Genomic DNA, 15,240 nt, shown 5'->3' with positions numbered 1-15,240 from the left:
GGGGGAGGCCAATTATTTACGTAATCTTAATCCAACATATAACATATACATGCCTGGTCTGCTGGTTCCTTGTGCAATTTCATTGATATTGGAAATACCAAAATTATAACGAACACCCGCCATTAAGCGCAGTGGTAAATTCATTTCTGCGCCAATTACACCGGACAATTCGGTAGTTTTAAATGCAGCTTTTACATCCTGTTCTGTATTACCAGTTTTAGATTTAGCCGTAATTAAGAAGCCCAATTGAGGACCTGCATAGGCTTTTAAAAAACCTATTTTGGTTTGTAACAATAAAGCAGGTGCAGCCACATAAGATAGATTTGTTTCATTCGGCACAGTGGGATCTGCGCTTGTATAAGTACCCCCTTTTGAATAAAATCCCAACTCGGTTCTAAGGGTAATAAAATGCCCAATTAGTCTGGAGTTCAAGAAAAATGAACCTCCGATATTGCTTTTTGCTTCTTCTGCTACATTCATTGTGGAAATTTGATTGTAGTCGAGGTTGGATCTTTGAAGCCCAACAATAAAACCAATTTCCTTTCTTTTCTTGTCCTGTGCCAAAAGACCTAAGGTAGAAATTGCCAAAATAGCAGTAGTGAATAAAAGTTTTAGTTTCATATTAGTTAGTTAAAGGCTAAAAATATAAAATTTGGTTAACTTTTCCTTAAAAATTGATAGCTTCGATCCGTTTTACCTATAATTAGGTATAAAAAAATCCCCCGATTACTGAACTTCGCTGCCCCCCGATTTAACGTGAAATAGAAAAACCGTCATGAATAAATTCTTTTGGCTGTTGGTCATTGCTATTGTCTCTAATGTATATTGGGTAGGAGCACAGTCATCCTCAGATTTATTAAAAGCAGCCAACAATAAAGTATTATTCAAAAACTTTAAAGAGGCCTTGCCTGGCCTAAACAAACTGATTGAGGCTGAGAAAAACAGCGAAATCCTTTCCCGTGCTTTTTTTATAAGGGGCAAAGCATATGCAGGACTTAAACAATGGAAAGAAGCACTGGCCGATTTTGATAACGCTATCCAGCTAATGCCCGATAATGTAGAAGCCCTCAATTTCAAGGGACAGCTTTTAATGCAAATGGAAAAAACAGAGGAAGCATTAAAGCTTTTCAACGGTGCTATTGAAAAAAACATGACTTATGCCGATGCTTATACCAACAGAAGCAAAGCCCTATTGAAATTAAACCGACTGGAAGAGGCGTTGGAAGATATTAAAAAAGTGATCAAAGCCTCCTCCAATCAGGTTGAACCGCTCTTAATTAGTGCTGCTATTAAAAAAGCAATGTTGGATATAAATGGTGCACTGCAGGATTGCAATAAAGCCATTGATATGGATGAAAATGAAACAGAAGCTTATAGAATCAGGGCTGAAATTAGACAGGCATTGGGACAGTTTGGTGCCGCGGTATTAGATTTAAACCTTGCTATTGAAATTGATGATAGCAATGAGATGCTGTATTTTCAGTTGGCGAACACCTATTTCAGTGCTGCTGATTTTAAATCGGCCATCAAGTTTTATAATAAAGCCATTTTGTTCAATGCCAAAGAGCCCCCTTTCTTTTTACAAAGAGCATTGGCCAAACAAAAAATGAATGATAAATCTGGCTCCTGCTCCGACTTTTCGCAGGCTGAAAAATTGGGAAGTTTACAGGCAGCTTTGCTGAAAAAGCAATTCTGCAAATAAACTTACCAAAACGTTTACATTGGAGCAATCCAATTACTACTCTTCAATATAGACTCTTTTTACTCTTAAGCTTATGCCCGTCATGATTTCGTAGGCAATGGTATCTGCCGCTTTGGCTACCTCCTGAATGGAAATATGCTTTCCGAAAATTTCTACTGTATCGCCTGCTTTTACCCCGGGAATATCGGTTACATCAATCATACACATATCCATACAGATTTTTCCAACGGTTAAGGCAATGCCACCTCGTACAAACATTTTCCCAGTCCCATTTCCCATTCTTCGGGAATAGCCATCCGCGTATCCAATTCTTACGGTTGCAATAACACTGTCTCTGGTTAATACCCCAGATCTGTTATAACTCACGGTTTCTCCTGCTTTCAAGCTCCGGACCTGAGCTACGGTTGTTTTTAATGTAGCTACGGTTTGCAATGCCAATTCACTGTCTTTAATAGTATCGGCACCATAAAGCCCAATACCCAGCCTTACCATATTGAACTGCCAGTTCGGATTTCTGCGAATGGCTGCTGTGTTGGCAATATGTTTAATAATAGGATATCCCAGTGCATTTTCAATTTTTGCACTTGCAACAGAAAACAATTCTACCTGGTGCTGTGTAAATGCATCTTCGTTTTTGTCTTCGCTTGCCGCCAGATGGCTTAGCACCGATTTAACGCGCAGCAAATTTTGATTGCTCAACCAATTGCATAGTTGGTCTATTTCAGCCGTATCAAATCCTAACCGGTTCATACCCGTGTTGAGTTTGATATGAATGGGGTATTGTTGTAAACCCTGTTGAGCTATATAATGATGAAAAGCTTCTAAAATGGGAAAGGAAAACAATTCTGGCTCCAGCGAATGATTCACCATGGCATCAAATGAATATTCATCGGCGCTCATGACCATGATGGGTAAATGAATACCCGCTTTTCTAAGTGTTACCCCTTCATCGGCATAAGCAACGGACAAATAATCTACCTGTTGTTGTTGCAATCTTCTGGCTACTTCTCCTGCCCCGCTGCCATAACCAAATGCTTTTACCATTGCCATCATTTTAGTCTGAGGCTGAAGCAGCGACTGGTAAGCTTTTAAATTGTGCACCATGGCAGTCAGATTAATTTCCATGATGGTCTGGTGCACCTGTTGTTCCAGCCAGTGAGCTACTTGTTCAAAAGCAAATTTTCTTGCACCTTTCAGCAATATATATTGTTGCTGAAAATGCGATTCGTTAAGCGCTTCCAACAAATTACTGGTTTGCTCGTAGCACTGAACTTTGAATGGGAAGAATTTATTTTTAAGTTGAGTGTTTTCGTTTAAACTTAAATGTGGTGTTGGGTCAGAAAAGGAAGCCTCCTTAAAATAACTGCACATCTGCGGACCTACTGCATACAGGACTTTTACTCCTGCATTCGCCAGTTGCTGCGTTATATGATTATACAATTGATCCAGTGGCTCTCCGGATTCTACAATATCAGATAGTATTGCAACAATGGGTTGATTTCCGGCCTGTTCTTTTAAAAACTGCAATGCCAGTGACAGCGATACTTTATCGTTGCTGTAACTATCATTCAATACATAACTCTGATTGATGGCTCGCTTTAATTGCATCCGCATTTCTACCGGCTGCAATAGTTTTACTCTTTGTTGAATTACCGGAAACGCATAGCCCAGTTGCAACATCACCAATACACAGGTGAGTGCATTTTGAACAGAGACTTCGTCTGTAAAAGGCAGCGCCAATTCAAAGGACTCTGGATTGGTGGAAGCCGTTTCAGCAGTTTCATTATGGTTAGATGCGTTATTCTTATACCGTAATTGTACAATGGTTTCCGCTAATTTCTTCTCTTGCTTTACTACCCGTAATTGAGGAAGAGAACCCCCTTCCTGCTCCAGCGATTTTGATCCCCACGCAACTACTTTTTCATTTTTTAAAAAAGGAGCTGGCATATAATCCGCCGATGTAATGATGATTGGAGTATGTTGAAACAATATCGCTTTTTCTTCCAGCTTCTGTGCGGGATTCTCAAAACCCTGGTTATGAGCTTCTCCTAAATTGGTGAACACTCCTATAGTAGGTTGCACAATATTGGCCAGTGCATTCATTTCTCCTTTTGCAGAAATACCCACTTCAAAAATGGCCAGTGTATGCTGTGTATTCATTTGCCATACACTTAGCGGAACCCCTATCTGGGAATTATAACTCCTGGGACTTCTTACAATATGATAATCGGATTGCAGTAACTGATACAGCCATTCCTTTACAATAGTTTTTCCGTTGCTGCCTGTTATACCAATCACTGGAATATTAAACTGCTTTCTGTGATATACTGCCAATTGCTGCAAAGCCCCAATTACATTGGGCACTTGTATAAAAACAGCTTCAGCATATATAGAGGATTCAATGGGTTCTTCTACTACAAATATCCTGACGCCCTGTTGGTAAACTTCGTTTACAAAACTAATTCCGGAACGACGTGGCCCTTTGATGGCAAAGAAAATACTCTTTGCCGGATCAATGATATTTCTGCTGTCGGTTACCAGGTACTCTACAGGCTGTGCTGCATTTGTTAAAATGCGCTGCTGTAAAATAGCGGCAATATCACCCAGGCAGTAAGGCATAAATTTATTTTACAGAATCGTCTACGTAATCCTTTGGTGTTCCTTTCTTATCTAATACTATTGAATACAAAATAGAGCCGGAAATACACAATACAATTACTCCTAAGGACAAGGCTACCTGACTGGTTTTGCTCATCCACATGCTCAAGTAATGTTCCCCCAGCATTTTTATTCCAATGAACACCAGTACAATCGCAATACCCTGTTGTAAATAATCAAATTTGGTTACTGCGCCTCTTAATAAGAAGAACAGTGAACGCAATCCCAACACTGCAAAAATATTAGAAGTATAAATGATCAACGGATCCTTGGATATACCCATTACTGCAGGAATAGAATCCAGTGCAAATACCAGATCAATCGCTGCCAGCAATACCACTACTACAAACAAAGTGGTATAAGCAGGCTTCCCATTTTCACGGATAATATACTTACCTCCTCCATCGTGGTTCACCAATGGCAGGAAGGATTTTAAGAACTTGTAAATTTTGGAGGTTTGCGGATCAAACTGTTCATCGTCATTGGCATTGAACATATGATAGCCGGTGTAAATTAAAAACCCGCCAAAAATATAAAGTACCCAGGAAAACTTGGCTACCAGTGCAACACCCAAGGTAATGAATACGATACGGAAAATAATGGCCATTAATATTCCCAGCAACAATACTCTTGAGTAAAACGCTTCTTTAACATTGAAGGAATTAAAAATCAGAATGAACACAAAAATATTGTCGATGCTTAAACTCCATTCCATTAAATAGGCACTCAAAAATTCAAAGGGCAACTGGTGTCTGCTGACTTCTCCGGTTGCATCGGAACTTTCCAATGCCAGGGCCGGGCCTTCTATCCATAAGAAAACAAAAAAGGCAACTGCCAACCCTACCCAAAACATGGTTTGATTCAATGCCTGACGGATGGAAATACTTTTGTTTTTCTTACTTAAGAGTCCAAGGTCAAAAGCCAGTGCAATGGTTAACACAATTCCAAATACGAGATAAACAATTTGATGTGCGCTCATGATGCGTGATAATTAAATGCTGTATTGCTTTTTTCTCCACCACTGGAAAATGAATCCGGTCAGCAGAATTACAATGACGGGTAAAAGTACGTTAATCCCCTGCCATAAAGTCTTTTGCTCCTGTAATTTTTGTTTGTTCAGCAATCTCAGGACTACTGTTTTGTTTCGGCTTTCAAACAATGAATTATCAGAAGACAGATAATCTACACTGTTTAAAAAGAAAGCCTTATTGGCAAAGCGATAATTTTCCATCTGTATCATCCCCATGTGTAAGGGGCCGGTTGTCTGGCTAACTTCGTTGGTTACGATATCTCCATCTGCTACTACTATTTGTTTTCCAGCTTTAGTGGCCTTGGCCAAAAAGGGTTTGCCCGTGAATTGCTTTACCGAATCCAATACCGATTTAGGCAATCGATTACTGAACAAAGAATTGAATTTACCCTCTAGTAAAACCGCTACCGGGATATAACTTTTATTAAAACTGTATAGGTCTTCTTCGGATTGCACACTGTTGAGTGAAACCACTGCAGGGGATGGCAGGATTCTGCTGCTTGAATCGGTTGAAAGCAAAATGGTTTTCTGAATGCCCCTTGCCATCACCGTGTCTATACTCGAAGGGAATATGGGTAAAACCCTGTCTAAATTGGCTGAAATAGGATTGGGTGTTCTGGAAGAAAGAAGTGGATAATAAGGCCAGGGCATTCTTTGCATGCGGATACTTCCATCCGGATTGCGGCCCACCACCAAGGGTATTTTTGAACAATTTAAATCCTGCACCAGGTCTCCGTTAATTCTTACTCCATACTTGAATAATAATTCATCCAACCCCAATCCCCTGTCAAAAGCCGTATACTGCCCTTCTGTTCTTTTTAAACTATCCAACTCTGCATGTAGCTTATCTATAAACCAGATGATATTGCCTCCATGCATTACATATTGATCCAGCTTCAGCAAATCTTCGTCTGTAAAAGTTTCTTTGGGTTTTACTACAAGCAGGATTTTAATAATGGATGCATCCGGATAACCTTGCTTTAAATTGAATATGCCTAACCGGTATTCATTGCGCAGGCTCTCTCCTAAATCGTTTACCGTTAAATCGGTGGGTTGCCCATTCCCTACCACATACGCAATGGTGGGTACTTCCTGTCGCGTCATTTTATCTATGGCAGTAGCAAACTTGTTTTCGAGTAAGGCTTCTGCCGCATTGCGTGTGGCTTCCACATCTTCCTGCGGTTCCTCTGCAATCACATTGAATTGCTTATAAATTTTTCTGCTGCTTCTTAAGTCTACTGGTATGGGTGCCTGATTTTTTCTGTAATACACCAATGCCGATGGCAAAACCCACTGATTATTGACTTGCTCAAATACAATACCCATCTTTTGCAAACTATCATAGCGCATGGCTTTGGCCGTATCGTCTGCCAGGCCTTCTACCGGATCAATAAATTCAACTTTAATCTGGTTGTTGGCATAGCTATTAAATGACTCAAGAATATCAGCTGTGGCCAGACTTAATTTTTTATAATCTGCGGGTAGTTCTCCTGTAAGAAAAACTTCCACTTTTACGGTAGAGTCTATTTTTTCCAGCATGCGAATGGTGGAGGGACTCAGGGTAAATCTTTTGTCCTCGGTTAAATCGAGTCTTTGATTGAATCTGGATCCAGCAAAAGCCACTAAGAGTAAGGCGATAATAGAAGCAACAATCTGCTTTTTTTGCTTGCCTGATTGCTGTAATTGAATTTGTGTGAGGTATAGAAAAAATACAATCAATCCTATGAAATATAAAATGTCGGATAGTGCCATTACCCCTCTGCTGATATTGGCTGCATGCATTTGAATGCCCAGCAGTTCTATATAATAATCCATCCCTCCGCTGAACACAGGCAACTGCGCTATCGCACTGAACCCGGCAAATAATGCAAAGCCTATAATGGCCCCTAATCCGAATGCTGCAATGGTATTGGTAGTTACACTACTGGCATAAATGCCAATGGCTGCATAAACTGCGGCCAATAAGAACAAACTGATATAACTCCCGATGGTTGCGCCAATATCAATCCCTCCAGTAATACTTAAAGACTGCATAGAGATGGCATAGATTACGGTTGGAAACAACGCCACTGCAATAATTAATAAAGTGCCGAAGTATTTTCCCGCAATAATTTGTCTGAGCGATAAGGGAAGGGTTTGTAAAATTTCAAAAGTACCCGTGCGCATTTCATCGGAAATACTGCGCATGGTAATGGCCGGAATTAAAAACAATAATAGCCAGGGCATTAACTGAAAAAAAGGCGCAAGACTGGCGTAGCCAAAATTGAGCAGACTGGTGTCTGGAAATACAAAAAACAACAATCCGGCTACACCCAGAAATACACTGAGCACCAGGTATCCGGTTAAAGAAGCAAAAAACTGTTGCCACTCTTTTTTACAGATCTTCCACATAGCCCAAATCTAAAGTTTTTGTACGCAAAAACCCCGACGAATCGGGGTTTTACTATTGATTGCTTTTAATTTAACAAAGTCTGTCGCTGATACAGAAAGCGATTGAGCTTTCGGTTTTTAAACCGCAAAACTCTCGCCACATCCGCAACTTCTGCTGGCATTGGGATTGTTGAAATAAAATCCTTTGCCGTTTAGTCCATCAGAAAAATCCAGCTCGGTATTTACCAGGTAAAGAAAACTCTTTAAATCGGTCACCACTTTTACACCATTGTCTTCAAAAACCTGGTCCATGGGTTTGATTTCGTTGTCGAAATCCAGCTTATAGCTAAGACCAGAACAACCTCCTCCCACTACACCTACTCTTAAGAAATAGCTTGGGTCGCCGGCAACTCCTGCTTCGTCCATCAGTTGTTTTACTTTGGCCTTGGCTTTATCACTTACGTAAATGCTATTTTCTGCAGCTATTTCACTCATACAATTCTATTTAACACGATTAGTGAATTCTATCTTCGAACACCAGCTCTTCTAAACCATTCTTCTTTCTGTAATCGTTAATGGCGCTCTTGATAGCGTCTTCGGCCAATACAGAACAGTGGATTTTTACCGGAGGAAGATTCAATTCTTCTACTAGCTCCATATTGTCGATTGCTACTGCCTGATCCAAGGTTTTACCCTTTAACCACTCAGTTGCCAATGAAGAAGAAGCAATAGCAGAGCCACATCCAAAGGTTTTGAATTTAGCATCGGTGATAACGCCGGTTGCATCGTCTACTTCAATTTGTAAACGCATTACGTCTCCACATTCAGGAGCACCTACTAAACCGGTACCCACATTGGTCTTAGACTTATCTAAAGTACCTACGTTCTTAGGGTTATTGTAGTGGTCGATTACTTTTTCTGAGTATGCCATGGTATGTTAATTTATTTTGTTAGAGTTAAAATTTTATTTGCTTAGTTGGGAGCACGATTAATGGTGAGCCCACTCAATTTTATCCATATCTACGCCTTCCTTAAACATTTCCCATAGAGGGCTCATGTCTCTTAGTTTCAATACGGTATCGCTTACTGCTTTAATGGTATAGTCGATCTGCTCTTCGGTGGTGAATCTTCCCAAACCAAAACGCAATGAACTATGCGCTAAATCGTCTCCTAAACCCAATGCTTTCAACACGTAACTTGGCTCAAGAGAAGCAGAAGTACAGGCAGAACCAGAAGACAAAGCGATGTTCTTGTTAAAGCCCATCAATAAACCTTCACCCTCTACGTATTTGAAAGAAATATTCGCAACATGTGGCAAACGGTGTTCTCTGTTTCCGTTTACGTATGCTTCTTCAAGACCCATTAATGCAGTCTCTAATTTATCGCGCAATTTGCTTAAACGGGTAGCATCATCTGCCATTTCCAAACGAGCCAATTCACATGCTTTACCAAAACCTACAATACCCGGAACGTTCAAGGTACCACTTCTCATTCCGCGCTCGTGGCCACCACCATCCATCTGGGCAGTTACTTTAACACGTGGATTTTTACGACGCACATACAATGCACCAATACCTTTTGGACCATACATTTTATGTGCAGTAAATGCCATGATATCAATACCGTCTTTGTTTACATCTACTGGTATTTTACCTACTGCCTGAACTGCATCAGAGAAGAACAATACACCATGCTTCTTGGCAATGGCAGAAATTTCCTTCACCGGCTGAATTACGCCAATTTCATTGTTGGCATACATTACCGCAATCAGGATAGTGGTAGGCTTAATAGCCGCTTCCAGCTGTTGTAAATCGATTAAGCCATCAGGCTTTACTTCTAAGTAGGTTACTTCTGCACCCGCTCTTTCCAGGTGTTTGCAGGTATCCAAAACCGCTTTGTGTTCAGTAGTTACGGTGATGATATGGTTGCCTTTTGAAGCATACATTTCATAAACACCTTTGATAGCCAGGTTGTCCCCTTCGGTTGCACCGGAAGTGAAAATGATTTCTTTGGGATCGGCACCAACTAATTTAGCTACTTGCTCACGGGCATAATCTACCGCCTCTTCTGCCTCCCATCCAAAAGGGTGGTTACGGCTGGCGGCATTACCAAAATGCTCGGTAAAATAAGGTAACATGGCTTCCAAAACCCTTGGATCCATGGGTGTAGTGGCGTTATTGTCTAAGTAAACAGGTAACTTCAACATAAATGATTGCTTGTTTTTGCTTATAACGCAAAAGTATAACAATAGGTTCTATAATTTTGGCGCAGGAGGTACACAGGAGTTGTTTTTCCTCAATTCGTAACCCCATATATAAAAAAATCATCATGAATAAAATTGAACATATTGGAATCGCGGTAAATGACCTCTCTGTAAGTATCCCGGTTTTTGAAAAATTGCTCAATACCCCCTGCTATAAAACCGAAGAAGTGGCTTCAGAAAAAGTAATGACGGCTTTTTTTAAAACCGGGGAATCCAAAATTGAACTGGTGGCTTCTACCGATCCGGAAGGGGTGATTGCCAAATACATCAGCAAAAAAGGAGAAGGCATGCACCATATTGCTTTTGACGTTACCGATATTCATGCCGAAATGAAGCGACTGGTAGCGGAAGGGTTTACCCTTTTGAATGAAACGCCCAAAAAAGGAGCGGACAATAAACTGGTTTGCTTTTTACATCCCAAAGGAACCAATGGGGTATTAATTGAATTGTGCCAGGAGATCCATCACCCGGATGCGCACGTTCTATAATCCTAGTTTTTCTATTGCGACCTGCGCGGCTATCTGACTGGCGTCTTTTTTGTTACCGGCTTTTCCCTGTGCAAATATTTCACCATCAAGTACGGCATTCATGGTGAATACGCGGCGGTTGCCTTCTAACTTTTCATCGGCCATTTCAAACGTAATGGTCTTGCCGTTTTTATTGGCCCAGCCAATCAGTTTGTTTTTCAGATTGATATCAATCACTTCCAGGTCTTCCATAAACAAATGCGGAATCACGATCTGTTTCAGAATCCAGCTCTGGGTTTTGGGATATCCCTTGTCTAAGTATACGGCTCCTATTAATGCTTCCAGCGTATTCCCAAAAATCTGACTACCCTTTAAAGCATTGTCGAACTTGTTGTAGAAAGTTAATTTGCGCAGACCCATTTTCAGGGCTATATCATTCAGCTGCTGACGGTTCACCATTTTAGATCGCATTTCCGTCAGGAATCCCTCGCCTTTGTAAGGATATAATTTAAAAAGATAATCGGCTACAACCGCACTCAGTACCGCATCTCCCAGAAACTCAAGCCGCTCATTGTTTTCATCAGGGGTTTCCTTAACAGAGCGATGACTCAGGGCACTGCGATACAATTGCAAATTACCCGGCCTGATGCCAAGCATATTGCTGAGCTGTTCTTCAAATGCAGAAGCAGCTTTGGGTTTAAATAGCTTTATTAAAAATTGCACTTGTTATGCTACGAATTTTTTCACGATCACACAGGCATTGTGTCCGCCAAATCCGAATGTATTACTCAAAGCAGCACGTACAATTTTTTGCTGTGGCTTGTTGAAAGTAAAATTCAATTTCGGATCCAGTTCAGGATCATCTGTGAAGTGATTAATTGTAGGGGGAACAATATCATGAATCACACTCTGAATGCATGCGATGGCTTCTATTACGCCGGCTGCACCTAAGCAATGTCCGGTCATAGATTTGGTTGCACTGATATTTAAATTATACGCATGGCTACCAAACACTTCAGTAATCGCTTTCACTTCTGCACCATCTCCTAATGGAGTAGAAGTTCCATGGGTATTGATATAATCAATTTCATCTGGCTGCATACCTGCATCTTTTAATGCAGCAGCCATTACGTTACGCGCACCCAATCCTTCCGGATGTGGAGCGGTTAAATGGTATGCATCTGCAGTGGCGCCGCCACCAGCAATCTCACAATAAATTTTTGCACCACGCTTAACGGCGTGTTCGTATTCTTCTAATACCAAGCAACCGGCTGCTTCTCCCATTACAAATCCATCTCTGTCTTTGTCATAAGGTCTGCTGGCTGTTGCTGGATCATCGTTTCTTTCGCTCATGGCTTTCATGGAGTTAAATCCTCCAACGCCTGCTTCACTAATAACGGCTTCTGATCCACCACTAATAATGATATCGGCCTTGCCTAAGCGAATGGTATCTACTGCTGCAATAATGCCATTGGTGCTGGATGCACAGGCACTTACCACAGCAAAGTTGGGTCCGCGAAATCCATGACGCATGGAAATCTGACCCGCTGCGATATCTAAAATCATTTTAGGAATAAAGAAAGGATTGAATCTGGGCGTACCGTCGCCGCCTGCAAAATTCATCATCTCTTCCTGGAAAGTACGGAGACCTCCAATACCGCTGGCGAAAATCACCCCTACTCTGTCTGCATCAATATTTTCTGCAGATATTTTGGCGTCGGCCACGGCCATATCACTTGCATATATTGCTAATTGTGCAAAGCGATCCAGCTTTCTGGCTTCTTTTTTCTCCATGAAAGTAGTGGGGTCAAATCCCTTGATTTCACAGGCAAAACGGGTTTTGAATTTACTTGCATCAAATAAAGTGATAGGTGCAGCACCGGAAATACCATTCAGTAACCCTTGCCAATAATCTTCCAGATTATTACCAATAGGAGTAATAGTACCAATACCTGTAACAACTACGCGCTTTAATTGCATACAACAAACCTGTTTATGTTATAATCCGCCTTCTAACATTCGATCAGAAGGCGGATTAAAATTATTCCTAACTAAATAGATATCTTACTTAGCGTGCTCTTCTAAATAAGCAACAGCCTGACCTACAGTAGTGATGGTTTCAGCCTGCTCATCAGGAATAGAGATGTTGAATTCCTTTTCGAATTCCATAATTAATTCAACGGTGTCCAAAGAATCTGCACCTAGATCGTTGGTAAAAGAAGCTTCATTGGTTACTTCTGCTTCGTCTACGCCCAATTTGTCTACGATGATTTTCTTTACTCTTGTTGCGATGTCTGACATTGTAAAAGTTTTTGTTTACTGCGGCAAAAATATGTATTTTATGGTTATATTAGTATTATGGCACTAAAAATGATTCAGCACGGTTCCGCAGAATACGAACAAATGGTAGCATTGAGACGCCAGTTGTTGCGTAAACCCCTAGGCCTGGATTTTGGTGCGGAAGAACTGGCCGAAGAAAAGAATCATATTTTATTGGCCTATACCGATGAAGGTATCATGGAGGCCTGCTGCATGCTGGTAAAAGTTGCGCCCGATACCGTCCGTTTGCGTCAGCTGGCTGTATTATCCGGATTACAGGGTAAGGGAATTGGCAGAGCCATGGTGCAGTTTGCCGAAAACCTGGCCCGCGATAATCGCTTTGAAAAAATCATCATGCATGCCCGCAAAGATTCCATCCATTTTTTTGAAAAACTGGGATACGAAGTAATGAGCGAACCCTTTATTGAACTCACCATTCCCCATGTAATCATGGGCAAGGAACTTTCGGATTAGTTGGGGGGATTGAAATCGGGGATAAATTAAACAGGTTCCACCGATGGCCAAACCCTACTTTGAAGCAATGCCTTTTTTTAGTGCACCCCTGAGTTCGTGGCGGAACTCATCTCCCATTCCTTCTTTGGGCACCATAAAAAAAGACTTGGCATTAAAGTACAGATGAAAGAAATGAGGACTTTCAAAATAATGAGAGAACTCGTTCCAGTTCCAGTGCTTATACCCTTTTTCATTTTCGAGGGTAACGCCATTGTCTTTAAAAGCAATGGTAAACCGATCAAGGAAGGTATCTTTCGCTTGCTTATAAATAGAATTCGGCAAAATATACCAGAAACTGGCCATCATAATTACCCAGATAAATGAACCCAGTAAAAAGGGTTCGGGTCTTATTTTTTTACTGTAAAAAAGGATGGCTGCAACAATAGCAAATACATTTACCAATACAACCAATACTTTCACTTCGGGTCTTTGCACAAAATGGTACCGAAGCCCTTGTATCACTTTTTTCTTCTCGTAGGTAAAAGCATGTTGCATTTTGCAAATTTAGCCAATTTTCACTGCGGATGTTTTTTTGCCTTCAATTCATTATTTTTAGAGACTAACATATTATCTATGCAATTGAGCAAGCCCAAACTCAGCTTCATGCAAATCATTAACATGAATGTGGGTTTCTTTGGAATACAATACAGCTTTGGCTTACAGCAGAGTGCTGTGAATCCAATCTATGATTTTTTAGGTGCCAAGCCCGATGAAATACCCTTGCTGAATTTGGCAGGTCCTATGACAGGTTTATTAATACAACCGATTATTGGCGTGTTGAGTGACCGTACCTGGCATCCCCGTTTCGGGAGAAGAAAACCTTATTTCTTTATTGGCGCTTTGTTCTGCAGTCTTTGTTTGTTTCTCTATCCATTCAGCTCAACCTTGTGGATGGCTGCAGGTTTGTTATGGGTGTTAGATGCGGCCAACAATACCGCCATGGAACCTTACCGTGCATTTATTGCAGATAAGTTGCCTAGCGATCAGCTGGCTACCGGATTTTTAACGCAGAGTTTTTTCACCGGTCTGGGCATTACCCTGGCCAATATTTCTCTTTTTCTTTTTCAGAAATATATTCCGGGTCAGCATGGTGCCATTCCTTACTGGGTATTTGGCTCTTTCTTTCTAGGATCTCTTTGTTCTATTAGTTCTGTGTTGTGGAGCATTTCTAAAACGCCGGAGATACCTCCTACTCCAGAAGAACTGTCCGCTCTTCGTGCACAGAAAAAAGGGTTGCTTCAACCCTTTATAGAAATTGGGGAAGCCATCATTCATATGCCCGCAGTGATGTGGAAACTAGCATTGGTATATCTGTTTCAATGGTATGCTTTGTTTTGTTATTGGCAAAATGCGTCTAAGAGTATTGCTCAGTCTGTTTGGAAAACCAGTCCAACAGAAAACAAAGCATTGTATGAAGAAGCAGTGGGATGGGCAGGCTTAGTGAATGGATGGTACAATGTGGTAACTTTTTTATCTGCTTTTGCCTTGGTATGGATGGCTAAAAAATTCAGTCCTAAAAAAGTACATGTGGTTTGTTTATTGATGGCAGGCCTTGCACTATTGTGGTTTCCTCAAATTGAAAACAAGTATCTTTTGTTTGTTCCGATGGCAGGATTTGGCATTGCATGGGCTAGCATGATGGGCATACCTTACCTGATGGTGGTGAATGATATTCCTAAAGAAAAATACGGCGTATATATGGGAATCATCAATATGATGATTGTGATTCCGATGATATTACAAACTACTAGCTTTGGCTTCGTTATGGAACACCATTTAAATAACGACTCTGGCAAAGCCATTTCTTTTGCAGGTGTATTATTATTACTAGCTTGTGCAGCCACTTTGCTTATTAAAGATGTTAAACCTGAAGGAGAACTGCAGGCGGTTTCTTCGGGGGGCCATTAAAAAATAATTG

At 40.9% G+C, this 15,240-nt stretch carries 15 protein-coding genes; 4 read left to right on the top strand and 11 right to left on the bottom strand.

What is annotated here, in order from left to right; all coding sequences use genetic code 11:
• Positions 1 to 12: 12 nt before the first annotated feature.
• Positions 13 to 621, bottom strand: a complete 609-nt coding sequence (locus tag F777_RS0105450; protein ID WP_026751157.1) for an outer membrane beta-barrel protein — start codon at positions 619 to 621, stop codon at positions 13 to 15.
• A gap of 154 nt (positions 622 to 775) precedes the next feature.
• On the opposite strand from F777_RS0105450, the gene F777_RS0105445 reads away from it, so the two are divergent.
• Positions 776 to 1,702 (top strand): tetratricopeptide repeat protein, encoded by a 927-nt coding sequence (locus F777_RS0105445; RefSeq protein ID WP_026751156.1) that lies wholly within the window; start codon positions 776 to 778, stop codon positions 1,700 to 1,702.
• Positions 1,703 to 1,738: 36 nt separating this feature from the next.
• Here F777_RS0105445 and F777_RS0105440 read toward each other — a convergent pair whose 3' ends face one another.
• From F777_RS0105440 to F777_RS0105415, 6 genes are all read right to left on the bottom strand, one after another.
• Positions 1,739 to 4,321 carry a bifunctional UDP-N-acetylmuramoyl-tripeptide:D-alanyl-D-alanine ligase/alanine racemase gene (locus tag F777_RS0105440; protein ID WP_026751155.1) on the bottom strand — a complete coding sequence of 861 codons (2,583 nt, stop codon included), beginning with the start codon at positions 4,319 to 4,321 and terminating at the stop codon, positions 1,739 to 1,741.
• A gap of 4 nt (positions 4,322 to 4,325) precedes the next feature.
• Positions 4,326 to 5,339: a TerC/Alx family metal homeostasis membrane protein gene (locus tag F777_RS0105435; protein ID WP_026751154.1), complete on the bottom strand. Its 1,014-nt coding sequence runs from the start codon at positions 5,337 to 5,339 to the stop codon at positions 4,326 to 4,328.
• A 12-nt stretch (positions 5,340 to 5,351) separates the two neighbouring features.
• Positions 5,352 to 7,781, bottom strand: a complete 2,430-nt coding sequence (gene gldG, locus F777_RS0105430) for a gliding motility-associated ABC transporter substrate-binding protein GldG (RefSeq protein WP_051408452.1) — start codon at positions 7,779 to 7,781, stop codon at positions 5,352 to 5,354.
• A 117-nt stretch (positions 7,782 to 7,898) separates the two neighbouring features.
• A complete protein-coding gene (locus F777_RS0105425) occupies positions 7,899 to 8,255 on the bottom strand; it encodes a HesB/IscA family protein (RefSeq protein ID WP_026751152.1) in 357 nt (118 codons plus the stop codon).
• Positions 8,256 to 8,274: 19 nt separating this feature from the next.
• Positions 8,275 to 8,691, bottom strand: a complete 417-nt coding sequence (iscU, locus tag F777_RS0105420; RefSeq protein WP_026751151.1) for a Fe-S cluster assembly scaffold IscU — start codon at positions 8,689 to 8,691, stop codon at positions 8,275 to 8,277.
• Between the two features lie 57 nt (positions 8,692 to 8,748).
• Complete coding sequence (locus F777_RS0105415; RefSeq protein WP_037369895.1) at positions 8,749 to 9,963, bottom strand: IscS subfamily cysteine desulfurase; 1,215 nt, start codon at positions 9,961 to 9,963, stop codon at positions 8,749 to 8,751.
• A 125-nt stretch (positions 9,964 to 10,088) separates the two neighbouring features.
• On the opposite strand from F777_RS0105415, the gene mce reads away from it, so the two are divergent.
• Entirely contained in the window at positions 10,089 to 10,511 is a 423-nt protein-coding gene (gene mce, locus F777_RS0105410; RefSeq protein ID WP_026751149.1) for a methylmalonyl-CoA epimerase, read from the top strand.
• On the opposite strand, the gene rnc is transcribed toward mce, so the two are convergent.
• The 3 genes from rnc to F777_RS0105395 all read right to left on the bottom strand — a co-directional run bounded on the left by rnc (position 10,506) and on the right by F777_RS0105395 (position 12,791).
• Positions 10,506 to 11,213, bottom strand: a complete 708-nt coding sequence (gene rnc, locus F777_RS0105405; RefSeq protein ID WP_026751148.1) for a ribonuclease III — start codon at positions 11,211 to 11,213, stop codon at positions 10,506 to 10,508. The two genes, mce and rnc, sit on opposite strands and share 6 nt — an antisense overlap.
• Before the next feature lie 3 nt (positions 11,214 to 11,216).
• Positions 11,217 to 12,470: a beta-ketoacyl-ACP synthase II gene (gene fabF / locus F777_RS0105400; RefSeq protein WP_026751147.1), complete on the bottom strand. Its 1,254-nt coding sequence runs from the start codon at positions 12,468 to 12,470 to the stop codon at positions 11,217 to 11,219.
• Between the two features lie 84 nt (positions 12,471 to 12,554).
• Positions 12,555 to 12,791, bottom strand: coding sequence for an acyl carrier protein (locus F777_RS0105395; RefSeq protein ID WP_026751146.1), 237 nt, complete (start codon positions 12,789 to 12,791; stop codon positions 12,555 to 12,557).
• A 57-nt stretch (positions 12,792 to 12,848) separates the two neighbouring features.
• Between F777_RS0105395 and F777_RS0105390 the strand changes: the two genes are divergently transcribed.
• Positions 12,849 to 13,283: a GNAT family N-acetyltransferase gene (locus F777_RS0105390; protein WP_026751145.1), complete on the top strand. Its 435-nt coding sequence runs from the start codon at positions 12,849 to 12,851 to the stop codon at positions 13,281 to 13,283.
• A 54-nt stretch (positions 13,284 to 13,337) separates the two neighbouring features.
• Here F777_RS0105390 and F777_RS0105385 read toward each other — a convergent pair whose 3' ends face one another.
• The gene (locus F777_RS0105385; RefSeq protein WP_026751144.1) at positions 13,338 to 13,817 is read right to left on the bottom strand and encodes a YcxB family protein; all 480 of its coding nucleotides are present in this window, start codon (positions 13,815 to 13,817) and stop codon (positions 13,338 to 13,340) included.
• A 108-nt stretch (positions 13,818 to 13,925) separates the two neighbouring features.
• Here F777_RS0105385 and F777_RS0105380 point away from each other — a divergent pair, with 108 nt between their 5' ends.
• On the top strand, positions 13,926 to 15,230 hold the full coding sequence (locus F777_RS0105380) for an MFS transporter (RefSeq protein WP_201767574.1): 1,305 nt from the start codon (positions 13,926 to 13,928) through the stop codon (positions 15,228 to 15,230).
• Positions 15,231 to 15,240: the final 10 nt, after the last annotated feature.

The sequence above is a fragment of the Sediminibacterium sp. C3 genome (assembly GCF_000508085.1).
In the GTDB taxonomy this organism is placed as follows: Bacteria; Bacteroidota; Bacteroidia; order Chitinophagales; family Chitinophagaceae; genus Sediminibacterium.
This window is presented reverse-complemented; position numbering and strand designations above follow the sequence as displayed.